At 58.3% G+C, this 26,011-nt stretch carries 23 protein-coding genes and 1 rRNA gene; 13 read left to right on the forward strand and 11 right to left on the reverse strand.

Features of this window, described 5'->3' with window-relative positions; translation table 11 throughout:
- Positions 1–43 precede the first annotated feature (43 nt).
- The 7 genes from rrf (at position 44) to J4G38_RS13030 (ending at position 6,424) form a co-directional block, all read left to right on the forward strand.
- Positions 44–155 (forward strand): 5S ribosomal RNA (rrf, locus tag J4G38_RS13000).
- Positions 156–343: 188 nt separating this feature from the next.
- Entirely contained in the window at positions 344–2,413 is a 2,070-nt protein-coding gene (locus tag J4G38_RS13005) for a BatA domain-containing protein (protein ID WP_210517667.1), read from the forward strand.
- Positions 2,414–2,489: 76 nt separating this feature from the next.
- Entirely contained in the window at positions 2,490–3,047 is a 558-nt protein-coding gene (locus tag J4G38_RS13010) for a DUF4199 domain-containing protein (RefSeq protein ID WP_210517665.1), read from the forward strand.
- A 40-nt stretch (positions 3,048–3,087) separates the two neighbouring features.
- Entirely contained in the window at positions 3,088–3,612 is a 525-nt protein-coding gene (locus J4G38_RS13015; RefSeq protein WP_210517663.1) for a DUF4199 domain-containing protein, read from the forward strand.
- 19 nt (positions 3,613–3,631) lie between these two features.
- A complete protein-coding gene (locus J4G38_RS13020) occupies positions 3,632–4,582 on the forward strand; it encodes a glycosyltransferase family 2 protein (protein ID WP_394371038.1) in 951 nt (316 codons plus the stop codon).
- A gap of 93 nt (positions 4,583–4,675) precedes the next feature.
- A complete protein-coding gene (locus J4G38_RS13025; RefSeq protein ID WP_210517661.1) occupies positions 4,676–5,815 on the forward strand; it encodes a glycosyltransferase in 1,140 nt (379 codons plus the stop codon).
- A 192-nt stretch (positions 5,816–6,007) separates the two neighbouring features.
- Entirely contained in the window at positions 6,008–6,424 is a 417-nt protein-coding gene (locus tag J4G38_RS13030) for a DUF1801 domain-containing protein (RefSeq protein ID WP_210517658.1), read from the forward strand.
- On the opposite strand, the gene J4G38_RS13035 is transcribed toward J4G38_RS13030, so the two are convergent.
- The 5 genes from J4G38_RS13035 to purB all read right to left on the reverse strand — a co-directional run bounded on the left by J4G38_RS13035 (position 6,421) and on the right by purB (position 12,412).
- Positions 6,421–7,587: a glycosyltransferase family 9 protein gene (locus tag J4G38_RS13035; protein ID WP_210517655.1), complete on the reverse strand. Its 1,167-nt coding sequence runs from the start codon at positions 7,585–7,587 to the stop codon at positions 6,421–6,423. The genes J4G38_RS13030 and J4G38_RS13035 overlap by 4 nt on opposite strands.
- 56 nt (positions 7,588–7,643) lie before the next feature.
- On the reverse strand, positions 7,644–8,111 hold the full coding sequence (locus tag J4G38_RS13040; protein ID WP_210517652.1) for a DUF6252 family protein: 468 nt from the start codon (positions 8,109–8,111) through the stop codon (positions 7,644–7,646).
- A gap of 91 nt (positions 8,112–8,202) precedes the next feature.
- On the reverse strand, positions 8,203–8,904 hold the full coding sequence (locus J4G38_RS13045) for a hypothetical protein (protein ID WP_210517649.1): 702 nt from the start codon (positions 8,902–8,904) through the stop codon (positions 8,203–8,205).
- A gap of 325 nt (positions 8,905–9,229) precedes the next feature.
- A complete protein-coding gene (locus tag J4G38_RS13050) occupies positions 9,230–10,876 on the reverse strand; it encodes a hypothetical protein (protein ID WP_210517647.1) in 1,647 nt (548 codons plus the stop codon).
- A gap of 195 nt (positions 10,877–11,071) precedes the next feature.
- Positions 11,072–12,412, reverse strand: coding sequence for an adenylosuccinate lyase (gene purB / locus J4G38_RS13055; RefSeq protein ID WP_210517645.1), 1,341 nt, complete (start codon positions 12,410–12,412; stop codon positions 11,072–11,074).
- A 197-nt stretch (positions 12,413–12,609) separates the two neighbouring features.
- Here purB and J4G38_RS28965 point away from each other — a divergent pair, with 197 nt between their 5' ends.
- The gene (locus tag J4G38_RS28965) at positions 12,610–14,736 is read left to right on the forward strand and encodes a transglycosylase domain-containing protein (RefSeq protein ID WP_210517643.1); all 2,127 of its coding nucleotides are present in this window, start codon (positions 12,610–12,612) and stop codon (positions 14,734–14,736) included.
- Between the two features lie 154 nt (positions 14,737–14,890).
- Here the strand turns inward: J4G38_RS28965 and J4G38_RS13065 are convergent, their stop codons facing one another.
- From J4G38_RS13065 to hemG, 3 genes are all read right to left on the reverse strand, one after another.
- Positions 14,891–15,811: a TerC family protein gene (locus J4G38_RS13065; protein WP_210517641.1), complete on the reverse strand. Its 921-nt coding sequence runs from the start codon at positions 15,809–15,811 to the stop codon at positions 14,891–14,893.
- 107 nt (positions 15,812–15,918) lie between these two features.
- Entirely contained in the window at positions 15,919–16,659 is a 741-nt protein-coding gene (locus J4G38_RS13070) for a polyprenol monophosphomannose synthase (protein ID WP_210517639.1), read from the reverse strand.
- Between the two features lie 136 nt (positions 16,660–16,795).
- Positions 16,796–18,133, reverse strand: coding sequence for a protoporphyrinogen oxidase (gene hemG / locus J4G38_RS13075; protein ID WP_210517638.1), 1,338 nt, complete (start codon positions 18,131–18,133; stop codon positions 16,796–16,798).
- A 70-nt stretch (positions 18,134–18,203) separates the two neighbouring features.
- Here hemG and J4G38_RS13080 point away from each other — a divergent pair, with 70 nt between their 5' ends.
- Both J4G38_RS13080 and J4G38_RS13085 read left to right on the forward strand, forming a co-directional pair.
- Positions 18,204–18,719, forward strand: a complete 516-nt coding sequence (locus J4G38_RS13080) for a D-glycero-alpha-D-manno-heptose-1,7-bisphosphate 7-phosphatase (RefSeq protein ID WP_210517637.1) — start codon at positions 18,204–18,206, stop codon at positions 18,717–18,719.
- The gene (locus J4G38_RS13085) at positions 18,716–19,129 is read left to right on the forward strand and encodes a hypothetical protein (protein ID WP_210517635.1); all 414 of its coding nucleotides are present in this window, start codon (positions 18,716–18,718) and stop codon (positions 19,127–19,129) included. The genes J4G38_RS13080 and J4G38_RS13085 overlap by 4 nt, the downstream gene beginning before the upstream one ends.
- Before the next feature lie 129 nt (positions 19,130–19,258).
- On the opposite strand, the gene J4G38_RS13090 is transcribed toward J4G38_RS13085, so the two are convergent.
- Both J4G38_RS13090 and J4G38_RS13095 read right to left on the reverse strand, forming a co-directional pair.
- Positions 19,259–19,414: a hypothetical protein gene (locus J4G38_RS13090; protein ID WP_210517633.1), complete on the reverse strand. Its 156-nt coding sequence runs from the start codon at positions 19,412–19,414 to the stop codon at positions 19,259–19,261.
- A 97-nt stretch (positions 19,415–19,511) separates the two neighbouring features.
- Complete coding sequence (locus J4G38_RS13095; RefSeq protein ID WP_210517630.1) at positions 19,512–20,909, reverse strand: type III PLP-dependent enzyme domain-containing protein; 1,398 nt, start codon at positions 20,907–20,909, stop codon at positions 19,512–19,514.
- Between the two features lie 403 nt (positions 20,910–21,312).
- Here J4G38_RS13095 and J4G38_RS13100 point away from each other — a divergent pair, with 403 nt between their 5' ends.
- From J4G38_RS13100 to J4G38_RS13110, 3 genes are all read left to right on the forward strand, one after another.
- Positions 21,313–22,287 carry an arginase gene (locus J4G38_RS13100; RefSeq protein WP_210517628.1) on the forward strand — a complete coding sequence of 325 codons (975 nt, stop codon included), beginning with the start codon at positions 21,313–21,315 and terminating at the stop codon, positions 22,285–22,287.
- Positions 22,288–22,355: 68 nt separating this feature from the next.
- On the forward strand, positions 22,356–22,856 hold the full coding sequence (locus J4G38_RS13105) for an SMI1/KNR4 family protein (protein WP_210517625.1): 501 nt from the start codon (positions 22,356–22,358) through the stop codon (positions 22,854–22,856).
- A 588-nt stretch (positions 22,857–23,444) separates the two neighbouring features.
- Positions 23,445–24,149 (forward strand): hypothetical protein, encoded by a 705-nt coding sequence (locus J4G38_RS13110; RefSeq protein WP_210517622.1) that lies wholly within the window; start codon positions 23,445–23,447, stop codon positions 24,147–24,149.
- A gap of 80 nt (positions 24,150–24,229) precedes the next feature.
- Here the strand turns inward: J4G38_RS13110 and J4G38_RS13115 are convergent, their stop codons facing one another.
- Positions 24,230–26,005 (reverse strand): ATP-binding protein, encoded by a 1,776-nt coding sequence (locus J4G38_RS13115; RefSeq protein ID WP_210517620.1) that lies wholly within the window; start codon positions 26,003–26,005, stop codon positions 24,230–24,232.
- Positions 26,006–26,011: the final 6 nt, after the last annotated feature.

The following is a 26,011-nucleotide window of genomic DNA, read 5'->3' on the forward strand; positions in this document are numbered from 1 at the left end:
TCCTGCGCGAGCAGGGCATCAGAACGCCGCAACCCCCGCCAGCAATGGTGGCTTTAGCCCGGGTGTTCACCTCTTCCCATTCCGAACAGAGCCGTTAAGCCCCGGTGCGCCTATGGTACTGCCTTCACCGGTGGGAGAGTCGGTCGCCGCCAACCTTTTTTTGTAACGCCTGCCGCTTTTCCCAGCGGCAGGCGTTTTGCTTTTCTACCCCTGCAGTGTGTTATTACTGATTATTGTGATAGAGTATGGATTGACACACTCTGGAGCAACTTCTGTTTTCTTACTTGCTCTTTGTGGTAGTTGTTTTGCAGAGGTTTTGTCGACTAATTAATAAAATTCCTGTATGCAATTGATGTATCCGTGGTTCTTGGTTGGGCTGTTGGCGGTTGCCATTCCTATTGTAATTCATCTGTTGCAGTTACGCCGGCCGCAACGTGTTTTGTTTACCAACACTTCGTTTATAAAACAAGTGGAGTTGGTCACGGTGCGTCACCGAAAGGTGCAGCAATTGCTTATTTTAATGGCACGAGCATTAGCGGTTGTGTCCTTGGTATTCGTTTTCTGTCAGCCTTTTTTTATTGTTGGAAGGAATATTGGTGGGTTTAGCACAACGAGTCTTGACGTATTAGTAGATAATTCCCTTAGCATGCAACAACAGGGCGCAGTGCAGGAATTATTTGGAATGGCCGTAATGCAAGCGAGAAAGTTAGGCCAATCGACGGTGGCAGGTACTAGAATTAAGCTATTGAACAGCGGTGGGATTGCAATGTCCCAGCCTAGCTATCAAAGTAAACTGGACGGATTGAAGCTTTCTACTCTTAGTCCTTTTGCTAAAGTGGGCGCAATTAATAAAAACGAGAGTGGGGAAAAGAATTTATTGTATCTGTTTTCAGACTTTCAAAAGGATACATTCACTGGGTTGCTTTTAAATAATCTGGGAACAAACCGGCAAGTGGTGCTAGTCCCACTTGCGGGCCAGCGTACGAGTAATGTTTATGTTGATAGTGTGTGGCTTGACGATGCTTTTGTTCGAGTACGTACAAATGTGGGGTTGCACGTACGTTTGCGGAATGGGGGCAATTTGGTTGCTAATGACTGTCCGGTTAAGATATTTTTAGGTGCAAAGCAGGTTGCGGCCTTTCGGATTACTGTGGGGCCGGAACAAACGGTGGCCTCGGTAGTGCAGGTACAGATAAACGATGATGCGATGGCGTTAGGAAGGGTGGTGACGGAAGATGTGCCAGTGACTTTTGATAACACGTATTATTTTACATTGCAGCCAGCGGCAGCTATTCGGATACTGGAAATTGGAGCGGAACCCGTGGCGCGGCAGCTTTATGGAAATGAACCGTTATTTGTTTATTCATTCGCCAAGCCCCGAAACGTGGATTATGGAGCTATGCGGCAAGCAAACCTGGTGCTGCTACATGAAGTAGGTGAAGTTGATGCCGGATTGCGGGATGGCTTGCGCGCGGTGGTGAAGCGAGGGGGCAGTGTGGTAGTGGTACCTGTGGCGCAAGAAGCTGGGCATGTCTCTTATCAGCAACTTTTCAGGGATTTGGGGTTGGGAGCGGTGCAATGGGAAGCGAAGACGGCAGTGCCGGAACTGCGCGAGGTAGCAATGCCAAGTGTGCGGGAGCCTTTCTTTCGGGACGTATTTGGGGCACAGAAGCGGGTCGTAACAATGCCACGAGTGGCCCCGGTGTTGCGGTGGTCACGGACCGGGACCGATATTTTGCGGTTGCGGGATGGGGAAAGCTATTTAGCGGACTTTGCCAGTGGGGCGGGGCGGGTTTATGTATTTTCAGCGCCTTTTGCAAAAGAGTATTCTGATTTTGTATCGCATGCGTTGTTTGTGCCGGTGATGTACCGCATGGCAATGCTGAGCTACCGCAATGAGCAACTACCCGCTTATCGCCTCGCACAGGGGGCCGTGTTGCTGCAACTGCCAACTGGGGCGGATGCGGCAATAAATCCGACTGACCGGGCCGATGAAGCAGGATTTCGGTTTGTAAAGGATAGTCTGACCTTGATTCCGGTGCAGCGGGTAGTGGGGCAGCAGGTGCATCTGGATGTCCCAGCTGGTATGGATACGCCAGGGTTTTACCAAGTGCAGCGGCGTGGCAAAGTGCTGACTACAGTAGCCTTTAACCAGGACAAACGGGAGTCGGAACTGGCGGCATATTCGGCGGACGACTTGCGGCGGATGATTGGCCCGGACCGGCCCAACATTCGGGTAGTGGATGGCGGGGATGATGGCGCCAGTCTGGCGAAATTTCGGGCTGAACAGACGGCCCGGCCGCTGTGGCGGTACTTCCTGGCGCTAGCGCTGCTGGCGCTGCTGGCCGAAGTGCTGTTAGTTCGTTTTGGTGCCCGGCGCGCCGTGGTGAATAAGGTGGCAGTAACCGCCTGAGGCATCCATTGTAGACTATTGCGTCCGGTTGATGTTGCCAAAGACGTAACTTGCAGCTTTAATTGACGCGTTGTTTATGGCTGTTTCCTCAATTGAACCACAGGTGCCCGAAACCGATTCAGCGGCAGGACTGGTGAAGCGGCTGGGGCTGCAGTTTGGAGCGGGAGCGGGGCTGGCGTGCGTGCTGTGGATGGTGGCGCTGCAGGTGACTGGCAGCAACGGCTTTGGCCCGAAGCAGATATTGGCCCAACTGCTGGTGCCATTGGCCGCAGTGGCGAGTGAGTGGCTGCTGCGACGGCAGCTAGCTCCCCTAAAGCCCGGCTTGGGCCGGTCGTTGGGTGTGGGAATGCTCACAGTACTCCTTGCGGCGGTGATTTCGGCGGGCGGCGTGCTGGGACTGGCTTATGGGGCAGGTGAGCCGGCGCTAGCCCGGAACCGGGCCGAAGTGGCGGAGATTGTGCGGGCGCAAGTGCGGGAGAATCCTAAAGTGAAGCGGAGCGAGCAGGAAATACAGCAGCAGCTGCAAAACGTTTCTCACCTGACGGTGATGGATTTGGTCAAGAGCAATTTCACGGTGGTGGTGCTGTTTGGATTGGTGCTGGGGCTGCCGGGCGGGATATTTTTTCGGGAATAATTCGGTTTACCTTTCGGTTCAATTCACCCATTCAAACGCCATGGAAACAAATGCTACTCCGGTTACAACTACAGCAGTGAGCTTGCGCTTTGGCTTGCTGACTGGCTTGGTGAACATCATCTTTACATTTATCCTTTTCGTGACGCATACTGACCAGTCTCCAATACGTTGGTTAGGGTTGGGTATTTTGATTGGCGGAATGGTGATGGCGCACAAAACATACATGCAGGCCAACAATGGATTCATGAATTACTCCGAAGGCTTAGGCATTGGGACATTACTGAGCCTTGTTTCCGGTGTTATTTCTACCGCGTTCAATTTCATCTACGTAAAATTTGTCGACCCTGAATACATGAGCCGCGCCATGGACGCTGCTCGTGCCAAAATGGAAGAAAAGGGAGGGATGACCGACGAACAAATTGACCAATTTCTGGGCGCGATGCAAAAGTATAGTTCCGGAGGCTGGGGAATTTTAATAGGTATAGTTGTTTCATTATTGTTCGGCTTTTTAATCGCGTTGGTAGTTTCGGCAATTACTAAAAATCCCAAACCTGAGTTTGAATAAGTCACCTGCTATTTTCCCGGTGGAAATTTCCATCGTTATTCCGCTGCTGAATGAAGCAGAGTCGCTGCCGGAACTGACGCGCTGGATTGCGCGGGTACTGGAGGCGCACGGGCTTTCCTACGAGGTAATCCTGATTGATGACGGCTCGACGGATGATTCGTGGAGCGTGATTGAAACCCTGGGAGCAGAGGATGCTACGTTGCGCGGCATTCGTTTCAACCGGAACTACGGCAAATCGGCGGCGCTGAATGTGGGGTTTGAGGCGGCGCGGGGCCGCGTGGTGTGCACCATGGATGCCGACTTGCAGGACTCGCCGGAGGAACTGCCGGAACTGTACCGCATGATTGTGGAGGACAAATTCGACCTCGTGAGCGGCTGGAAACAAAAGCGGTTTGACCCGTTGTCGAAAACCGTTCCGACCAAGTTGTTTAATGGCGCGACGCGTGTGATTTCGGGTATTCAGCTGCACGATTTTAACTGCGGGCTGAAGTCGTATGACCAGCGCGTGGTGAAAAGCATTGAGGTGTACGGCGAAATGCACCGCTACATTCCGGTGATTGCGAAATGGAACGGATTTCGGAAGATTGGGGAGAAAGTGGTGCAGCACCAGGAGCGCAAATACGGCGTGACGAAGTTTGGGCTGGAGCGGTTTGTTTACGGGTTCCTGGATTTGGCCAGCATCACGTTTGTGAGCCGGTTCCGGCGGCGGCCGATGCACTTCTTCGGGACGCTGGGGAGCCTTTCGTTCCTGGTGGGGATACTGATAACGCTGTGGCTGACGGGCGAGAAAGTGTATTTGTCGCTCCAGAATCTACGGGCGCGCAATGTGACCGACCAGCCGCTGTTCTTTATGGCGCTGGTGGCGGTAATTGTGGGGGTGCAATTATTTTTGGCGGGCTTTCTGGCGGAAATGGTGCAGCTGAACGGGCCCCGACGCAATGATTACCTCGTGCGGGAAACGCTTAATTAGATTTATTTAACATGTATCCATGAACATTTGACAGTCGTTTAGACTGCTAGAGCGGCTGTTAAATGTTTATGGATACATGTTAACTGGAAAAGAATGAAGGTTGTGATAATTGGGCCGGCGTATCCGTTGCGGGGCGGTTTGGCGACGTATAATGAGCGGCTGGCGCGGGCATTTCAGGAGGCGGGGGATGCGGTGCGCATCGTGACGTTTTCGCTGCAATACCCGGGCTTTTTGTTTCCGGGGCAAACGCAGTTCAGCACCGAGGCGGGGCCGGCCGATTTGGCTATTGAGGTCAGCTTGAACTCGGTGAATCCGTGGTCGTGGCTGGCGGTGGGGCGGAAATTGCGGGCGGAGCGGCCGGATTTGGTGGTTTTTCGGTTTTGGCTGCCGTTTATGGGGCCGGCGCTGGGCACGGTGGCGCGGCTGGTGCGCGGCAATGGGCACACCCGCGTGGTGGCGATTACGGACAATGTAATTCCGCACGAGAAGCGGCCGGGCGATGGGCCGTTTACGCGCTATTTTCTGAGTGCCTGCGATGGGTTTGTGACCATGAGCCGGAGCGTGTTGCAGGATTTGCGGGGGCTGGGTTTTGGCACGAAGCCGGCGCTGTACCGGCCGCATCCGCTGTACGATAATTTCGGGCCGATAAAGCCAAAAGGCGAAGCATTAGCGGCGCTGAAACTGCCGGAAACCACGGGGTATCTGCTGTTTTTTGGGTTTATCCGGGCGTATAAGGGGCTGGATATTATGCTGGAGGCAATGGCGGATACGCGCATTGCGGCATTGCCCGTTAAATTAATTATCGCGGGTGAATTTTATGAAGAAGCCGCGCCGTATGAGGAATTAATTAAGCGCTATAAATTAGAAGACCGAATAATTCGGGCCACCGATTTTATTCCCAATGAGCAGGTGGTTAATTATTTCTGCGCGGCCGATTTGGTGGTGCAGCCTTATAAGAATGCAACGCAAAGCGGGGTGTCGCAAATAGCGTATCATTTCGAGCGGCCCATGCTGGTGACGGACGTGGGCGGGCTGGCCGAGCTGATTCCGGACGGCGTGGTGGGCTACGTGGTGCCGCCCACGCCGGCGGCCATTGCCGATGCGGTGGTGGATTTTTATGCGCAGCAGCGGGAAGCGGCTTTCGCGGCCGGGGTGCGGGAGCAGAAGAAGCAGTTTTCGTGGCCGATGATGGTGGCCGCGCTGAAGGAAGTGGCGGGAGGGAAGCCGCAGTAGGCTCCCGGCCAGTAATTTGCGGCCCAACTTAAGTACTCGTGCAAAAGTAAACGAATAACAGAATGTCATGCAGAGCGCAGCGAAGCATCTCGCTTGTGGTAGTAAATCAATCGTTAAACGATGTGAGCGAGCTGCTTCGCTGCGCTCTGCATGACGGTTACTTTTGCTTGACTACTTAACCGGCACTTACTCATGAGCACGACGAACGGAATGGCCTTTGACGATTTTATTGCGGCGCTGCCCGCCGAGCGGCAGCAGCCAGCCGCACAAGTGTGGCAGCTGGTGCGCCAGGCCGTGCCGGGGGGCTACACCGAGCACATTGGCCCGAAGTACCTGGAGTTTCGGGCGGGCGCGGACATGTGCGTTGGGCTGACCAATCAGAAAAACTACCTGAGCCTGCACCTGGTGCCGATGTACCTGAGGCCGGCCTTGCAGGAGCAGCTGGCGGCGGCCGCGCCCACGCTGAAGATGGGCAAAGGCTGCGTGAATTTCAAAGAAGTAGCAGAATTGCCGCTGGACATGCTGGGGCAGGTAATCGCCGCCACGTCCCTGGCCGATTATCTGGCCATAATGCAGGCGCGGCGAAGTGCGCCCCGCAAAAAAGACTAAGCCACTGGCCTGGTCAGCGGCACGCTTTCGCGCACGGCCTGCAACACTTTTTCGGCGGGCAGGTCTTCCATGCAGCTGGTGCCCAATTTGCAGCTGCCCCGGTAGAAGCAGATGCAGTCCTTGTTGGGCTGCACGATTTGGCCCCGGCCGTAGAGGTCGAATTCGTGGGGGTTGAAGATATTATTCATCAAAATGGTGGGCTTGCGCAGGGCGATGCTGATGTGCATGCCCATGGTCACCTGCGTCACGATGCCGTCCATCTGGTGCATCAGGTTGATGAACTGGGGGAGGGGGAAGGTGCCGGGGTAGGCCGCGCCGGTGGCGGCGTGCAGCTCGCGGTTGCGGGCGTCTTCGGCCTCGCCGCCGAGCAGGATGGGCGTGTAGCCGGCGGCGTGCAGGCCGCTTATCAACTCAATCCACTTTTCGGTGCTCCAGAGACGGGTGGTCCAGCGGTCGCCGCAGCCGGTGTTGAGGCCGATGCGGGGGCGGGCGGCGGGGAGCTGGCTCCAGTCGAAGCCTTTGTCGTCGTGGGTGTCGAAGACGTATTCTTCGCCCCGGAAATCGAGACCGCAGAGCTCGAAGATTTCCTGCACGTAGGGCTTGGTGTTGGCCTGGCTGATTTGGTCGAACACGCCGGTGAGGTACTTGTGATTGGCCAGCTCGTTCACGGGCCAGGCCACGCCGTCGTGCGGGCGCAGGGCGTAGCCGAATTTCTCCCTGGCCTCGATGGTGTTCAGCAGGGCGCAGGCTTCCTTCTCCTTGTCGAGGTTGATGACCACATCAAACTGCCGGGCCTGGAGCTGCAGGGCGCTGGCGAAATCGAATTTCAGAATCTCCTCAATCTCGGCCTGGGGCAGGATGGCGGGCGTGAGCGTGAGCCAGGTGATGGCGCAGCCGGGCCGCTCCGTGCGCAGCCGCCGCAGCAGCGGCGTGGTCCGAATCACGTCGCCGATGGCCCCGAGCTTGATGATGAGAATCCGCTGGGTGACGGGGGAATACACCGGACAGCCTTCGCAGACGTAGCCGTGGGTTTTGTTGGGGCGGCAGGGGAGGTCGCCGCGAAAGTGGCGGCAATCGGGGTGAACGGCGACGGAATTGAGCTGGTGGGGCACGGCGAAAGCAAGGGAAATGAAGCCGTAAAAGTAGCAGGCGGTGGGGCCCATAAAAAAAGCCGCCGCTGCCCAATAGGCAACGACGGCTTTTCCGGGCGGTGCGGGCTTTACAGCTTCACGTTGAATTTGCCGTTGGTCAGCGTTTTGGTGGCAGCGCCCGTGCCCGCGCCCGTGAAGGTGAAGGTGCCGCTGATGCTGGTGGCCGAAACCGCGCTCACGACGATGGTGCCGGTAGTAGCGTCATAGAACTGGCTGCTGCCCGTGCTGGGCGTCACCACGTAGCTGGCCGAGGCGTCGCTGGTGCTGGTGACGGGGTACGTGCCCACCACTTTGGGAACATCGAGGAACACGCCGCCGGTGCTGCTGGTGGCTCCGGCCAGGGTAACGAGGGTGCCCGAGGCGGCTTGCGATACGGCGGTAGTAGCCGTTACATTGTTGCCGTCCACCGTCCAGCTCATGCCTTCGGGGTTAGGGGCGGGGGCGGGGGTGGCATCATCTTTCTTCGAGCAGGCGGCCAGGGTAGCCAGGGCCATTACGGTAGTAGCGACGCGAAGAGAACGGAAAGAAAACATCATAAAAAGAAAGGGGGAAAAAGAAAAAGCGGCCGGCACTCACCGGGCCATGTTAAACAAATATAGGGCGCAAAGCGCCCCAATACCCAAGGCGTCAGGCTTGGGTATTGGGGGTGGGCGGGGCCGTATCGGCGTGGCCGGCAAGGTTGCGCACGAAGAGCCGGGCCTTTGAGGCATCAAGCTCCACGAAATGGTCGTAGCCGCGGGCGCACTGGCTGCTGCACTCGGTGTTGAGGGCATTGTAGGCCAGCACCCGGCTGCGGGTGGCGCCGGTGCGGGCGGTTTCGGCGGCGTGCATCTTGCCTTCGCACGCAAACAAGTCGGCGTAGAGCGGGGCCAGGGCCGCGAGGCGGGCCGCCGAAAACCCCTGGTCCTGGGCCTGCTTATCGTCCACGAAAACCGTCCCCACCCCAGGAGCCGTGAGCAGCACTTGCAGCGTTTCGGGCACCGTTTTGCGGGTGACTTCGCCAATGGCCAGGCTGCGGTATTCCGGCGATTCGTTGCCGTAGGCCCGTGCAATGGGCTGCGACACCTGCCGCAAGCCGGTGCGGGCGGCCTCGAGGGCGGCGTCGCGCTTCGCGGTACTCTTCACAACGGTATAGAGCAGGTTCTCGTCGGTGGGCAGGGCCTGAAAGGCGGTAATCTGCTTTTCGAAAGCGGTGAGCATGGCCGGGGTGAGGCCTTCGTCGGCCAGGGCCTTCAGGTTGTCGGTGAGGGCCGCGAGCTTGGCGGTGCACTCGGTGGCGAGGTCGGCATCGGCGAAGCTGCCGTTGCGCTGGGGTTCCTGGTCTTTCATGACGGGAAGGGGGTAGAAGTGGAACTGTGGCCCGCAGGCGGCACCCACAGCACAGCCTTACCGGCCGGCGGGACCTGCGACGTCAGGAAGTTAGGGAAATAATCTGGTCCGTAGGGCTCCGCTGCATTCCCGGAGCCCGCCGCCGCCCCGGCAAGGTCTGCCAAATACCCGTTGGGGGCCACCGCCCACCCCGCGAAGGCCACCGAATACCCGTTGGGGCCTGCCGATAATCGTTCGGGGGCTGCCGATGGTCGTTCGGGGGCTGCCGATGGTCGTTCGGGGGGCTCTGGGAGTGCGGCGGCGGGCTTTTCAGCAGGTTGGGGCCCTACTCCACCACGAGCTTGCCCGAGGCCGGGCCACAACGCACCACGTACAGGCCGGGGGCGAGGCCGGTGAGGTCGAGGGTGGCGGTGGGGGCGTGGGCGGGGATGGGGTAGGTGCGGGCGGGGCGGCCCAAGGCATCGAGCAGGGTCACGAGCGTGGCTGCGGCTGCCGGTAGCGCAAGGGTTGCGTGGCCGTGGGCTGGCGATGGATACAGGGCAATGGCCGCTGCGGCCAGGCTGGTTCGAACGGCCGTGGGCTGGACCAGGTCGAGGGCGGCACAGAATCCCGCATTCGACGTTCCTATGGTACTTAGCTGGAAGGAACCCAGCGTGGCGGTGGAGACGAAGGAGCCGGCTACCACCACGCGCCCCGTGGGCAGCAGGGCGGTAGCGATGCCAAGCGCGCCGGCCATCGGCACCGCACTTTCCCAAGCCCCGGTAACGGCCAGGGAAGCCACAAATCCGCCATAGGCACGCGGCTGGGCTACGGCGATGGTACCGAAAGTAGCCGGGCCACCTAAATCGCCGGTGGCAATCAGGCCGCCGCCCGGCCGGGCCGCCAAGGCTTGGATGGCATCGTTGGCCGGGCTGCCGGCAGTGGTCAGGCCTTGCCAGTTGCCGGCCGCGTCGAGCCGGCCCACCCAGGCATCTTCCTGCCCCACACTGGTGGCTGAATAAGTGCCCAAGGTTATCGTGCCGCTAAAACTGCCGCCCACCCAGGTGGAGCCGGCCGCATCGGTGGTCGATGCATTGGCGGTAATTGAACTGGTGCTCAAAGCCGTGGCAGCCCATTGCCAGCTGCCCGTCGCCGTGGCATGGGCCACCACGGCCGTGCCGGCGGGTAGCGCAGCCGGCACGGCCAGGGGGCCAAATGCCAACGGTCCATTAGCTCTGCCGACCACGGTCAACTCCCCGGTACTTGCCAGGAAAGGACGGAGGCCATCGGTTCGTGGGCCGGTAATGGTGGGCAGTGGCAGCAGGCTATTCCAAGTGCCATTTGCCAGGGAGGCCACGAAATACGAAGCCGCATTTGCCGGTGCCACCAGCCCAAAAGCCCCGAAGACGGTCGTGCCGTCCGTGGTGCCGACGACCAGTGGCCGGCCGGTGGCATCAAATGCCAGCCCCAGGCTAGCGGTGGCAGCAGGTATGGCCGCGACAGTTCCGGTGGTGGTGGAGCTGGCCGCCCACAGCCAATGGCCGTCATTGGCATCGAGCTGGGCCGTGAATAGCTCGTAGTGGCCCGTATTGGGCAGCACCGGGCCGGCGGTGCTGTCGGCATGCAGCAGCTGGGTGGTGCCGCGGTAATAACCGGCCAGCGTGGGCCGCCCCTGCGGGTCGATTTTCAAGGCCATCGCATTGGCGACAGTGGTGCTGTGCAGCTGCGCGGCCCATAGCCACTGCCCGTCGGGACTGAGTTTGGCCACGTACGCATCATAGATGGAAAACATGCTCGCCGACGTGCCAATCAGCCGGGTGCGGCCCATAAAGGCTATTTCCGATAGCAGGCCGGACACGTAGGTATTACCGGCGGCATCGGTTGCAACCTGCGTTAGCGGCGAAATAGCCTGGAGGGTGGCATGGCGGACGCCCGCCGCCCACACAAAGCGCTGGACTTGTGCGTGCGCGTGTGCTGCCAGCAGCCAGAGCAAGCAGGCTATTATTCCGGTGCGAAGGGGTATAAAGCGTGTGGAAATGTTTTGCATAAACGCAGCAAACAGGTAAATAAATGGGCGATTTTATTTATTGATAGCTGCTGAACGGATTGCATCCGAATATAGTATCCGCTAACCTTCGAATTCCAGCATACACTAGTGCCCGGTCTTTAAGAGGGCCTTCCTCATTGCCTACCGCCCCACGTAGCTATGTGGGGTGATGCCGCGCAGCTCCGCCCGCACCGATTCGCTCACATCCAGGCCGTCGATAAACTCCCCGATGCTGGCCGCCGAAATGGCCTCGCCCGTGCGGGTGAGGGCTTTGAGGGCGTTGTAGGGGTCGGGGTAGGCTTCTCTTCTTAATATGGTCTGGATGCCTTCGGCCACCACGGCCCAGTTGGCTTCGAGGTCGCGGTGCAGGGCGGTTTCATCGAGGGCGAGCTTGCCCAGGCCGCGCTGCAAAGCCCCCAACGCAATGAGGATGTGGCCGAGCGGCACGCCCAGGTTGCGGAGGACCGTCGAGTCGGTGAGGTCGCGCTGGAGGCGGGAGATGGGCAGCTTGGCGGCGAAGTGTTCGAGCAGGGCGTTGGCCACGCCGAAGTTGCCCTCCGCGTTCTCGAAATCGATGGGGTTGACCTTGTGCGGCATGGCCGAGGAGCCCACCTCGCCGGCCTTGATGGTCTGCTTGAAGTAGCCGAGCGAGATGTACTGCCACACGTCGCGGGCCAGGTCGAGCAGGATGGTGTTGAGGCGCTTGAGGGCGTCGCAATGGGCCGCGAGGTGGTCGTAGTGCTCAATCTGGGTGGTGGGGAAGGAGCGGTGCAGGCCCAGCCGGTCGTTCACGAACGTGGCCGCGAAGCCGTGCCAGTCGGTGGCCGGGTAGGCGACGTAGTGCGCGTTGAAGTTGCCGGTGGCCCCGCCAAACTTCGCCCCGAACGGCACCTGGGCCAGCAGCGCCACCTGGGCATCGAGCCGGGCCACGAACACCTCAATCTCCTTGCCCAGCCGGGTGGGGGAGGCCGGCTGGCCGTGGGTGCGGGCCAGCATGGGCACGGCTTCCCACTGCTGGGCGCGGGCGGCCAGCTGGTTGCGCACCTCGGCGTAGGCAGGCAGCAGCACGCCCACCAGCGCATCGCGGAAGCTCAGCGGGATGGCGGTGTTGTTGATGTCCTGCGAGGTGAGGCCGAAGTGAATGAACTCCAGGAAACTGCCCAGGCCAAGGGCCGTGAACTGGTCGCGCAGCCAGTATTCCACGGCTTTCACGTCGTGGTTGGTCACGGCTTCGTGGGCCTTCACGGCCTCGGCATCGGCTTCCGAAAACCCTTCGTAGAGCTGGCGCAGCTGCGGGAAAACCGCGGGCGAAACGTCTGCGAGCTGGGGCAGCGGCAGCTCGGCCAGGGCGATGAAATATTCGATTTCGACCAGCACGCGGTAGCGGATGAGGGCCATTTCGGAGAAGCGCGTGGCCAGGGGGGCGGTGGCACGGGCGTAGCGCCCGTCGAGGGGCGAGAGGGCGGTGAGGGGACTGGGCATGGGGCAAAAGTACGGGCGCAGCCCCTGCTTTGGCCCGCACCGGGACGAAAGGAAGCCGCCGAATTTCAGACCCAAACAACCTTTCCCCGTTTTTTCGCTATACCCACCTTTCGGGGCTACTTGCGCAAGGTGAGGCAGTCGCCGCCTCGTTTTTCTTACCTTTGACGTTGGCTAACCCGCCCACCCTATTGAGTTCCGTGCGCATATCCCCCTCCACCAAACGACTTCTCATCGGCATTGCGAGCAGCCTGGCGGCGCTTCTGTTGCTGGCATTCGCCGTGTTTCAGTGGAAGCGCCAGCAGCTGCTGACGTATGCGCTGGAGAAAGTCAAGGCCAAAATTGAGCTCAAATACCCGGTTATTCTCACGCTGGGGCCCGCCCGGTTTGCCGGATTCAAAACCGTGGAAATCGTGGGCATGAGCCTCGTGCCCAGGGCCACGCCCACCGACACGCTGCTCACCGCCAAGCGCCTGGAGGCCAGCCTGAGCGTGCGCTCGCTGTTTGCCGGCCGGCCGGTGTTCAGTGGCCTCGAAATCACGACGGCCCGCCTCACGGCCCGCAAAACCGCCACTTCCGACAACTACGGCTTCCTCATCAAAAAGCAGAAAGCCACCACCGTCCCCCGCGACACCACCAAGGGCACCAACTACGGCCTGCTACTGAACCAGGCCCTGGAAACGGTATTCGACAACGTGCCCGGCGAGGCCAGCTTCAAGGACTTTTACGTGAGCTACCTGGGGCCGCGCCACACGGCGCTGCTGCGCCTGCCGGAGCTGAAGATTCAGGACGGCGACATTTCGGGCCGCCTCACGGCCAACATCGATTCGGTGGTGAACGAGCTGGGCATCAGCGGGCACATCGAGCCGGGCGACTACGCCCTCTCGGCGCGGGTGTTTGGGGTGGGCGGCTCGGTGCAGCTGCCCTACGTGCCGCGCCGCTTCGGGGCGCTGGTGAGCTTCGATACCGTATTGGTGCGGCTCGATAGCAAGGATTTTGACGACGACGACACCGGCGGCCACCTCACGGTGCGCGGCTCGCTGGGGGCCCGCAACTTCAGCCTCTACCACCCCAAGCTGGCCGCCGACGAGATTGAAGTGAAAAAAGGCGCGCTGGATTTCGTGGCCACGCTGGGCCGGGGCACGGTAGCCCTGGAAAAAGGCAGCCAGGTGACGGTGAATAAACTCGTGCTCTACCCCGAAATCAGCGTGCGGATGAAGCCCAGCCGGGCCGTGAACATCAGCGTGACTTCGGCCGAAACCCAGGCCAACGACTTCTTCTCGTCGCTGCCCACCGGCATCTTCGACGAGGTGCGCGGCACCCAGGGCACCGGCACGCTCACCTACCGCATGAGCGGCAGCCTCGACATGGCTCGGGTGGACAGCCTGAAATTCGATTCCAGCCTGCGGGGCAAGAATTTCCAGCTCACCAGCTTCGGCGACGAGAACCTGAACAAGCTGAACACGCCCTTCCAGCACACGGTGTACAATGACAAAGGCGACTCGGTGCGCACCTTCGCCGTGGGCCCGCCCAACCCCGATTTTGTGCCCTACAACGAGGTGTCGCCCTACCTCATCCACGCCATCACCACGGCCGAGGACCCGCGCTTTTTCTCGCACCACGGCTTTATGGAGAAGGCCTTTGTGAAGTCGGCCATTCAGAACATCAAGGAGCACCGCTTTGCTCGCGGCGGCAGCACCATTTCCATGCAGCTGGTCAAGAACGTATTCCTGACCCGCCAGAAAACCGTGGCCCGCAAGGTGGAGGAAGCCCTCATCGTGTGGCTGCTCGAAAACACCCACCTGGCCAGCAAGCAGCGCATGTTTGAGGTGTATCTGAACATCATCGAGTGGGGCCCCAGCAAGTACCGCTGGCCCAGCGGCAAGCGCGGCGTGTACGGCGTGAAGGATGCCGCGCTGTTCTACTACGGCAAGCGCCCCAGCGAGCTCAACCTGCCCGAAAGCCTCTACCTGGCCAGCATCATTCCCAAGCCGAAGTTCTCGCGCTACTCCTTCGACTCCTACGGCGACCTGCGCCGCAGCACCCGCTACTTCTTCCGCCTGATTGCCGACATCATGGTCACCCGCGGCCTCATCACCGGTTCCGACCGCGAAAACCTGCCCTACGCCCTGGCCCTCACCGGTCCGGCCCGCCAGTACATGCACTTCTCGCCCCGCCCCGATACCACCCGCACCACCGCCCAGGCCGATTCCAGCCAGTTTGAGCCCCTCAACCTGATTGACCTGCTCAACACCGGGGCCGCCGCCCCCGATGCCGGCGTAAACTCCGGTGCCGCCGAAGAGGAGCCCGCCAAAGCACCGAAGTAAAGGAGGGAAAAGGGCAGCGTTAAAAGTATGATGGCTTTTAACGCTGCCCTTTTCCCTTTTATACTCGTTTCGAAAAGGAAGCAGGTGTAGAGACGCACTATTTTGCGTTTCTACCTCGTTCTCGCAACTCACTTCGTGATGAGTATAAGTGAGTTTACAGTTCCCTTTTCGGCCACAGCACCGAGGCCAGCACGCTCAGCGCCAGCAGGCCGCCCACTACGCACAGGGCCATCGGCATGGCAATGGGCAGCACGTTTTCGAGCAGAATCTTGGTCCCGATGAACACCAGAATCAGCGAGAGGCCGTAGTGCAGGTAGTGAAACAGGCGCATCATGCTGGCCAGGGCGAAGTACATGGCCCGCAGGCCCAGCAGGGCAAACACGTTGGAGGTGAACACCACAAACGTGTCGCGCGTGATGGCCAGAATGGCCGGAATGGAGTCGGCAGCGAACACCACGTCGGTCGTTTCCACCATCACCAGCACCACAAAAAGGGGCGTGGCAAAGCGCAGGCCGTCTTTCCTGATGAAAAACCTGCCACCTTCCAGCTGCCGCGTAATGGGCAGGTGCCGGCTCAGGAACCGCACCACGGGGTTGTGCTCGGGGTCGATTTCGGGGTCGTTGTTGCTCAGGCCCATCCGGATGCCCGTGTACACCAGAAAAGCCCCGAGCAGGTACAGCAGGAAGTGGAACCGGGCCAGCAGCGCCGCCCCCGCCAGGATGAACACCGCCCGCAGCACCAGCGCCCCCAGTACGCCCCAGAACAGGATGCGGTGCTGGTACTGCGCCGGTACCTTAAAATAGCTGAAGATGAGCAGGAAAACAAACAGATTGTCCACGCTCAGGGCCTTCTCCACGAGGTAGCCCGTGAGCCATTGCAGCCCGGCCTGGGGGCCCATGGTGCGGTACACCAGCAGGTTGAAGCCCAGCGAAAGCGCCACCCAAAAGACGCTCCAGCCCAGGGCTTCCCGCAGCTTTATTTCGTGGGCCTGGCGGTTGAATACCAACAAATCGAGCAGCAGCAGCCCGATAACGAAAGCCACGAAGCCAAGCCAGAACAGGGGAGTGTTTTCCATGCGTACTAGCAAGATACGCCGGGGCCGGGTGCCGGTTGGGCACGCGGCGCTAACTTCGGGCGTCCGCTAGTCCGGTGCGGCGCCCACGGTCCCGGTAAGGAGCCGCGCTACCGGGCCACCGGTTTCAGCGGGTGCAGCCAGCTGCTGGCTTTCATTTGCAGCACGCCAAAAAAGGCTTCCTGGAAGATGCCTTTCGACATTTTGGAGGTGCCGCGGGTGCGGTCGGTGAAGATGATGGGCACTTCAATAATCCGAAAGCCCAGCTGGTAGGCCAGCCATTTCATCTCAATCTGAAAGGCGTAACCCACGAAGTGAATGTTGGCCAAGTCGATGGCCCGCAGCACCCGCGCCGAGTAGCACTTGAAGCCGGCCGTGGCGTCGCTGATGGGCATGCCCGTTATCAGGCGCACGTACCAGGAGGCGAAGTACGACATCAGCACCCGCGACATGGGCCAGTTCACCACGTTCACGCCCTGAATGTAGCGCGAACCAATAGCCAGGTCGTAGCCGTCCACGGCGCAGGCATCGTGCAGGCGCAGCAGGTCTTCGGGGTTGTGCGAGAAGTCGGCGTCCATCTCAAACACGTACTCGTAGCCGTGGGCCAGCGCCCAGCGAAAGCCGTGCAGGTAAGCCGTGCCCAGCCCTTGCTTGCCGCTGCGTTCCTCCAGAAACAAGCGGCCCGGAAACTCGGCCTGCAGCCCCCGCACGATGGCCGCCGTGCCATCGGGCGAGCTGTCGTCAATAATCAGCACGTCGAACGCCCGTGCCAGCGACATCACCTTGCGGATAATCAGCTCCGCATTTTCGCGCTCGTTGTAGGTAGGAATCAGGACGAGGCCTTCACTCATGGAATAGAATATTGGGCCCAAAGATAGGGTTTCGGGGCCCGAAGCTGCACGGCGGCCCGGGGTCGCGGATGAGTATTTTCTCGATTGATAAGAATATTCTACTATTCCACTGCCAAGGACGCTGTTTGTGAAAAGCCTAACGCCCAGCGGCTAAGGTTTCGGCCGTTTGCCGGGCGTAGCGCACGCAGTCGGGCACGCTCACGCCGGCCCGCCAGTTGGCCACCGTCACGATGTTGGCCCCGGCCAGGGCTTCGGCCGCGTGGTGTGCCCCCGTTATGTGCGCGTCGAACTGCGGAATGCTGTGGGACCACGCGAAGCGTCCCTGCCAGCGCGGCGCGCCGGCGATGCCGTAGAAACGGCTCAATTCGGCGTGCACGGCGGCTTTTTGCGCGGCTTCGGATTCGCGGGCGGCTTCCGCGTATTGCGCCCCGCCCACAAACGTGGTGAACAGCACCTGCCCGGCCGGCACCCGCTCCGGGTAAATGCTGCTGGTCCAGATGGAGCCGGCCGCGTAGGTGCCCTCCACCTTGGGATTGAGCGCCCCAAAACCATTGAGCGGGTGCGCCACGGCGGTCCGGTCGTAGGCCGAATACACGGCGCTCATCGGCGGGTACTGCACGGCCGCCAAAGCAGTTGCCGCTTGCGGAAACAAGGTTTCCAGCAGGGGAGCGGCGGCATAGGCGGGCAGGGCCAGGGCCAAATGAGTGTAACCCGGAGCCGCTTCCAGGCCCTGCCGCTCGGTGAGTTCTACCTGATACGTGCCGTCAGCGGCGCGGGAAATGGCGCTGACGGCCGCGCCCGCCTGGTAGTTCGTGAGCTTGGCCGCCAGCGTGTCGGTGATGGTTTGAATGCCGGTTTTGAGCGTGATGATGCGGCGGCGCGCGGCCCCTTTGCTCGTCTTGGCAAAGCCGCGCAGCACCGAGCCGTACTGCTGCTCCAGCGCCGGCAGCTGCGGAAAGGTTTTGTTGATGAGCAGCTGCTCCGGGTCGCCGGCGTAGATGCCGGCCATGAACGGGTTCACGGCGTAGTCCAAGATTTCGGGGCCGAAGCGGCGGCGGAAAAAATGCGCCACGGTTTCCGTGGGGTCAATGGGTTCGGCGGGTTTGCGGAATTCTTTCAGCAGCTGCCACTTGGCTTTCAGGCTGAAAAAGCCGTTGGTGAGCAGGCTGGGGGGCGAGCTGGGCATAATCTGGTAGCGGCCGTCGCGCAGCACGTAGCGGTGCTGGCTCACGGCGGCGGCGTCCTGAATCTGGTCGCTCAGGCCGAGGTCGGCCAGCAGCTCGGCCAGCTCGGAGCTTAGTTGCAGGGAGTTGGGGCCGGTTTCGAGCAGGTAGCCTTCCGGCGTGGCCCAGCTGCGCAGGTTGCCGCCGGGCCGGGCGTCGGCCTCAAATAAGTCGTAGGCCACGCCCGCCTGTTGCAGGTACCAGGCCAGGGTGAGGCCGCTGATGCCGCCGCCGATGATGGCAATTTTCATAAAGTCGATGCGCGAGTGGGGCTGCAAAGTTAGTTTCGCCGTCCTGCGGGCCGCCCGTAGCTTTGCTGCAATGACAACAAAAAACAAAGCCGTTTTTCTGGACCGCGACGGCGTGCTGAACGAGGAAATCGGAACCTACGTCTGGGAGCCCGCGAAATTCATCATCTGCCCCGGCGTGCCCGAAAGCCTGGCCCGCCTCAAAGCGGCTGGCTACCTGCTCATCGTCGTCACTAACCAGGCCGGTATCGCCAAAAAGCTCTACACGGCTACCGAAGTCCGCGCCTGCCACGCCAAGCTGCAAGCTGCCTGCGACGATGCCATCGACGCGCTCTATTTCAGCGATGCGCACCCCAGCGTGAGCGACTCCATCCTGCGCAAACCCGAATCGGGCATGTTGGAAAAAGCCACCGCCCGCTTCAACCTCGACGTAAATCAGTGCTGGATAGTGGGCGACCGGCTGCGCGACATGGAAGCCGGGGCCAATGCCGGCGTACGCGGTATTCTGGTGGGAGAGGAGGAGGGGGTGGATTTCGCGCCGCATGTGGCAGACTTGCGGGCGGCCACGGCTGTTATCTTAGGCCAATGACAGCCACCGAAAACAAGCCGAAATGGATAGCCTGGAACCGCAACACCTTGTTCCTGATAGCGTGTATTATCCTGGGGCAGGCAGTGTTTTATTTCACCACCACGGCCAATAGCAAGCGCGAAATCGAACGCTACAAAGCCCTGCAAATAGCCGGCCGCGTAGATAAAGTCCTGTCCTATTCCCGTGGCATTCAGAAGGTGAAGCTGGCCACTGGCGAAACGCAGGCGCTGGCTCTGACCACCGCCGGGCAGCAATACATTCAGGTGGGTGATTCGGTGGTGAAAGAAGCTGGCAGCGAAAACATCACCACTTATCGCCGATTCCCAGCTTATACCGAGGTGTCCGTTTTTGGCCCGAATGCCACTGATAATACGGGCTTTATCAAGCGCTATCAAATTAAGCGGCCATAGTAGCCGTTCGGGAAGTTGTGTAAAACTTATTTAGCCGTCATGCCTCGGCTGCGCTCGGCATGATGGACACAAAAAAAGGCCGGGCTCCCGCGTGGGAGGCCGGCCTTTCTATTTCAAAACCCGAATGCGCTACTGGCGCGGAGCCGGCGCGGCCGTGCTGGCCGTGATGGGCGAGGAAACACGGTTGGCTTCCTTGGTGCTGCTGTAGGCGGGGCACTTCTGGCGGTTGCAGGCGCCGAGCGTGAGGGCAGCACCGGCGGCGGCGAGCAGAACAAACTTTTTCATAATTTATATAAAAACGGGTGAGGGGTTACGGGGGTTGGGCTTCAAAGATAAGCAACTGGCCCTATATTTTGCTACACTACCAAACGCTGAAATTGGATTATTGGTATCCAAGGATTTTCATCATGCTGGCGGCTTCCTGCTGCGGCGCAAATACCGTATCCGTCAGCGTGCCGTCGGCGGCGCGGTCGAGGATGATGTGCTGGGGGGCGGGGATGAGGCAGTGCTTGATGCCGCCGTAGCCGCTCAGGCTCTCCTGGTAGGCGCCGGTGTGGAAGAAGCCCACGTAGAGCGGCTGGGCATCGGCGGGCTTTCGCTCGGGCAGGAAGGTCTGGTAGATGTGCTTCTCGGAGTTGTAGTAGTCCTGCGAGTCGCAGGTGAGGCCGCCGAGCTGAATCTTTTTGTATTGCTTCTCCCAGCCGTTGAGGGCCAGCATGATGAAGCGCTGGTTCAGGGCCCAGGTGTCGGGCAGGTTGGTGATGAACGAGCCGTCAATCATGTACCAGAGCTCCTTGTCGTTTTGCAGCTTCTCGTCGAGAATGCTGTAGATGGTGGCCCCGCTTTCGCCCACCGTGAAGATGCCGAACTCGGTGAAGATGTGGGGCTCGGGCACGCCTTCCTGGGCGCAGATGCGCTGGATGGTGCGCAGGATTTCGGCCACCATGTAGGGGTAGTCGTACTCGGCCTGGATGCTGGTTTGGATGGGCAGCCCGCCGCCGATGTCGATGGTGGTGAGGGTGGGGCACACCTTGCGCAGCTCGCAGTACTTGTGCACGAAGCGGCTCAGCTCGGACCAGTAATAGGACGTGTCCTTGATGCCCGTGCTGATGAAGTAGTGCAGCATGGTGAGCGTGAAGCGCGGGTCGTCCTTGATGCGCTGCTCGTAGATGGGGACGGCGTCGGCGTAGCGCACGCCCAGGCGCGAGGTGTAGAACTGGAAGCGCGGTTCCTCGTCCGAAGCCAGACGCATGCCCATGTTCACGTTTTCGCGCACGTGGTCGTGGTAATAGTCGATTTCGTTAGGCGAATCGATGATGGGCATGCAGTTCACGAACCCGTCGTTAATCAGGTCGGCAATCTCCTTCTTGTAAGCCTCGGGCTTGAAGCCGTTGCAGATGATGTGCTTCTGCTTGTCGACCTTGCCCTGGGCGTGCAGGTTGCGGATGATGCTGATGTCGAACCACGACGAGGTTTCGAGGTGGATGTCGTTTTTCAGGGCCTCTTCGAGCACGAAGCGGAAGTGCGACGACTTGGTGCAGTAGGCGTAGGAGTAGGCCCCGGTGTAGCCGGTTTCCTGGATGCCGTCGGCAAACCATTGCTTGGCCCGCTGAATCTGGGAGCTGATTTTGGGGAGGTAGGTGAGGCGGAGCGGGGTGCCGTATTTCTCCACGAGACTCATTAAGTCGATGTCGTGGAAGCGGAGCTCGTGGGCCTGGACGGTGAAATCGGCCGTGGGAAAATCGAAGGTTTGGGAAATGAGGTCGTGGTACGTATCCATAAGTGGTTGTCAGTTGCTAGTTGTCAGCTGTTAGGTGCGGTTGTTGCCGCCGGACGAGAAAAATGTCCAACAACTGACAACGAGCAACCAACAACTAACAGAAATCCCCGACCTTTACGGCGGGCGGGACAAAAGTACCGCCGGGGTTAGGATATTGGCCGGGAACCGTTCGTTGTTCCTGCATTACCTCGCCCTGCATCGTGACGATGGAATAGGTAGCGACTTGGCTACGGCAGAATCTTCTGCCGCAAGGCAGCGCTCGAAGTTTTTCAGTGAACAGTTATCAGTGAACAGTTAACAGCCATACTCCCCGTGAGCCAACTGCTAACTACTAACTGCTAACTGCTAACTGAAGAATTTGGAACGATGCCGCCAACCTGCTATCCCCAATTCCCACCCGCCGATGAAACGCATCAAATTACTGGAAGTCCGCTCCGAGCTGGGGGCGGGTACCCGCGGGGCCGGCATGGGCATCGACGCCCTGCGCGTGGCCTGCCTCAACAAGGGCTCCGACTATTTCCGCCGGTTCAACTCCGTGGTTGTGCCCGATTTGAACCACGTCCTGTTCGACAAAACGCCCTTTCCCTTCGCCAAGCACATCGACGCCATTTACACGGTGCAAAAGGGCATTGCCAGCACCGTGGAGCAGACGCTGCGCTTCGGCGAGTTCCCCATTGTGCTGGCCGGCGACCACAGCAGCGCCAACGCCACCATTGCCGGCATCAAGGCCGCGTATCCGCAGAAAACCCTGGGCGTGATTTGGATTGATGCCCACGCCGACATTCATTCGCCCTACACCACGCCCAGCGGCAACGTGCACGGCATGCCCCTGGCCGCCGCGCTGGGCCTCGACAACCTGGCCCACCAGCGCAATATCCCCGACGCGGAAACCGTCTTCTTCTGGCGCCGCCTCCAGAACCTGGCCGAGCCCGGCCCCAAGCTGCTGCCCGAGCACCTGGTGTACGTGGTGGTGCGCGACACCGAGGAGGAGGAAGACGCCATCATCGCCGAGCTGGGCATTAAGTGGGTAAAGCTGCCCGAAATCAAGGAAAAAGGCTCGCGCCAACTCAGCCGCGAGATTTACGAGCACCTGCGCTTTTGCGATTTGGTGTACATTTCCTTCGATGTCGACAGCCTCGATTCGAGCTTCAGCATCGGCACGGGCACGCCCGTGGAGGACGGCCTCTACCTCTCCGAAGCCGAAAACCTGTGCCAGGACCTGCTGGAAAACGACCGGGTGGTGTGCTTCGAGATGGTCGAAATCAACCCCACGCTGGATAACGGGAATACGATGGCGAAGAATGCCTTTAATATTCTGGAAAAGGCTACCGAGGCCATTGAGCGGCGGCTGCGGTTGGATGAGGTGGTGAGTCGGTAGCGCGTGGAAGCAAAAAAGCCGGCCATTGGCATACCTTCGAATCACATAAGGTTGATGGTTCCTTTGAAATGCAAGATTTCAACAACAAATTAGCCGAAGTGCTCAGCGTGCTATCCCAGTTTTGGCTAAATCAATCCATTGTATCGCCCGCATCAGAATTACAGTATGTGCGAGCAGTATCTCAGGAAAAAGGAATAAAACTGCCAGCTGATTTTGAGCAGTTTTATTGCTCATTAAATGGAATGCCTGCTATTGCTCCACATGACATGGACAGTGAGGGATACGCTTTCTGGCCAATTGAACAGTTACGCCCCGTCCAAAAGGAGTGGGTTGTGATAACGGCAGAAGCCGCAACAGTGGAATTTGCTACAGCCGTAATATTTGTTGATTATCTGATAAGCTGTTGGGAATACGGGTTTATGCCAAATGAGAGTGGAGAAGGTTACCGAATAGGTATTTTGGCATCTGGCAATGAATTCAAGGTAATCTCCGCATCGTTAGTGGAGTTTTTAAATTTATATATGCTGGATGCTGATGTGCTATATGATTGGAAAAATCCCTTTGCTTAGTCAGGAGATGAATAAACTTTCATCTGTCAAAACAGCTTTACCAGCCATTTGAACTAGTTTTAACACGCGCTTATTTCTCATTTGCCAAGAGAAGTTAGGTGTTCATACCACCTTCTTCTTTGAAACCCTGACCGTGTCACCGGCCAGGGTTTCGTCTTTTTAGGGGCTAGCCGAGGTGAGGTGGAATAACCGTGCGCTGCGGCGAAGACAGAAGGCCGGGGAGGAGCCTGAAGGTTTGGGCTGCGGAACGCGGGCCCGCGCTGCGGCGGGAAGGTTTGTGGTGCGGAGGAAAGGTTTGGGCTGCGGAGCGAAGGAATGTTGTGCCGAAGCCGTTGGCGGGTGGTGCGCAACCGCTGGCGGCCGTGCGCAAGCCGGGGCGGGGCTGTCGAAGCCGTTGGGTGGTGGTGCGCAGCCGTGGGCGGGCGGTGCGCAACGGTTGGCGAGGCTGCCGAAGCCCCTGGCGGGCGTGCGCAGCCCCGGGCAGCCGTGCCGACGGCAGTAGCCGGCCCCGGAAAGCCCCCATAAGCCCGACAATACCGAAATATTCGCTACGTTTGACGCATACATCTACCCCTAACGCTCAGCGACATGGACAACAACAAGCTCGACGCCCAACTGCGGCGCGACACCGCCACCGCCAACGGCCTGCAAGCCGACCTGGACCACTACACCGCCCTGGAAGACGACCTCGCGCCCCTGCGCACCGAGCACGCCGCCAACCTGGCCCAGGCCCGCCTGCTGGAAGACGCCGTGATGGGCGACGAGAGCGGCACCGCCACCGAGCAAAAAACCAGCGCCAAAGCCCTGCTCAAGCCTCTGGCCTTCCGCCTGGCCGCCGCCCTGCAAGGCTACGCCGCCAGCAAAACCAACCAGGACGAGGACCTGGCCGGCCGCGTGCGCTACGGCCGCTCCGAAATTGCGAAGGCCGGCGATGCCAGCTTTGCCACCATCGTCGGGGCGCTGCTAAAGGAGGCCCAGCCCCTGGCCGCCCCGCTGGCCAAGCGCGAGTTCACGGCCGCCGACCTGGCCGAGGCCACCCGCCTGCTGGCCCGCTTCGAGCAGAAGCACGCCAGCCAGCGCCTGACCACCGTGGACGGCAGCACCGACCGCAAAACCCTCATCGCCCTGTTGCGCCGCAACACCAACCTCATCAAGGAAATGCGTACCCAGCTCAAGGCCTACCAGAACTCGCCCACCAAGCACGAGGTCTGGCTGCGCTTCCAGGGCTACACCAAGCTCATCGTCCTCGGCGGGGGCGGCCCGAAAGGCGACACGACGCCCAAGCAGCCGTAAGCCCGCGCCGCTACAGAAACAGAAAGCCCCGCCAGTAGCCGGCGGGGCTTTTCTTGTAGCTGGAGTTGTCTCAAATTGGACTAAGCCTCTTTTGTCATCTTGGCAATCATTTTGTCAAAAGCAATTTCGCACCAGTCTTTTTTCCACTCAGTTCGAAAACCAATATCGTTTGAGTTTGGCTTCTCTGTGATGTCATGAATTCTGACAATTGTTGGGACAGCTATTGAATCCCCAATAATTATGGCTTCTTGTTGTTCAAGCACTGGAAGAGTATCCGTGATTGCAGATACATTGTCCGGTAGCAAGCGTTTGACATATTGTTGGTCTGATGGGTTTGTGAGTCGCATAGCAACGAAGTTGCTGCACTGAGAGAATATTGTTTCTGATATTTCAGATGGCCTTTGGCTAACAATCATTAATGATAAACCGTATTTGCGACCCTCTTTAGCAATTCTCTCAATGGATTTCTTTACTGATTGATATTTGGCTGCTTCGTTCTGCGGGATATAATTGTGTGCCTCTTCTAATACAATTAGAAAAGGAATTTCCGCAGTTGTTTCCTTGATAGATTTATAATAAAAACAAAAATCAAATATCATTCTGCTTATTAATGAGACAACAACGCTGAGGACTTCGAAAGGTATACCGCTTAAATCAATTATTGATATGTTGGCTTTGTGCTCATCAGAATAGCAGATGAATTGATGAAGTATTTCTGCAAGGTCTTCAGTTTTGCATTCAGTGCCATCTAATTTTTTTGGTTTAAAAAGAAATGAAAGTCTTTCATCATTAATTTTTGTTTCCAGCCGCGGGATGAATCTGTCAAATTCGCCATTGTAAGGAGCTCCATTAACCTTTCCTTGAGCCTTGTCATCGAATTCAATATTTTCAAATAATTGATATTTATCCTCAACACCCTCTTTAATTTCCTTTATTCTATAAACCCCAGTTTTAAAATCTTTAGTTGCTATATTCTGATTTGATATGTATTTAAACACTTCCTCAATACTAAAGTAAACGGGTGTGTCGTAAGTGACCTTTGGTAATTTTTCGTTGTGTCTCTTCTTGTTTAGTGTGACGGCAGCCTTGAACTGTGATAGTTGATTGTGAGAGTTGCTTTCACTACTCTCTATAAATAGTTCTTCTAATTCCTCCGAATTCATTAACCAATATGGTAATACCATATTTTCGATGCTGATTCTTCTTGCTTTAGGAAATGCGGAATTGTACTCGCCGTGTAAGTCAAAAAGCAATATGTGTGAATTGTTTAGGGCGCTTAATTTGGTTTGTTGCTCTGAAGATTGAATTCCTTCTTGAAGAATTTTTGCAACAGTGCCTGATTTCCCAGAGCCGGTTGAACCGAAAATAGCGATATGCTTACTGAAAAATTTGTCGCCATCAACTGCTATTTCCACTTCTGAGTTTTGTGCTAGGGTTGAAAATATTAATTTCCTATCCTCATTTACATTGCTGTAAATTCTCTTTAATAGTTCTACATCGGCGATTTCTACGTGATTTGGAGGAATTGCAATCTGCTGGCCTCCTCTTTTGAATTGGCCATCTTTATCTAAAAAACCAATTGGCTGTGCATCTAGAATAAATGATAAAGAAGCTACTTCCGTACTTTCATTCTCATGCACAGGAAGTTTGAGCGAAGGCTCTTTAATCCTGTAGCTTTGTACAAGCGCAATAATTGATGCATCATCTTCGTCTGATATTTTTAAATAGCTACCAATAGTAAATGCATGTGCTGCCTGTTTGAACTTGTCTGCGTCCAATACTTCAATTTGAATTAAGCTTGGGGCGACGGTTAATATTTTAAAAATGTCTGAACTTATGGTGTTTTGAATTTGCATCTGATT

Origin of the sequence: Hymenobacter terricola, from assembly GCF_017921975.2 — a bacterium.
Classification (GTDB): Bacteria; Bacteroidota; Bacteroidia; order Cytophagales; family Hymenobacteraceae; genus Hymenobacter; species Hymenobacter terricola.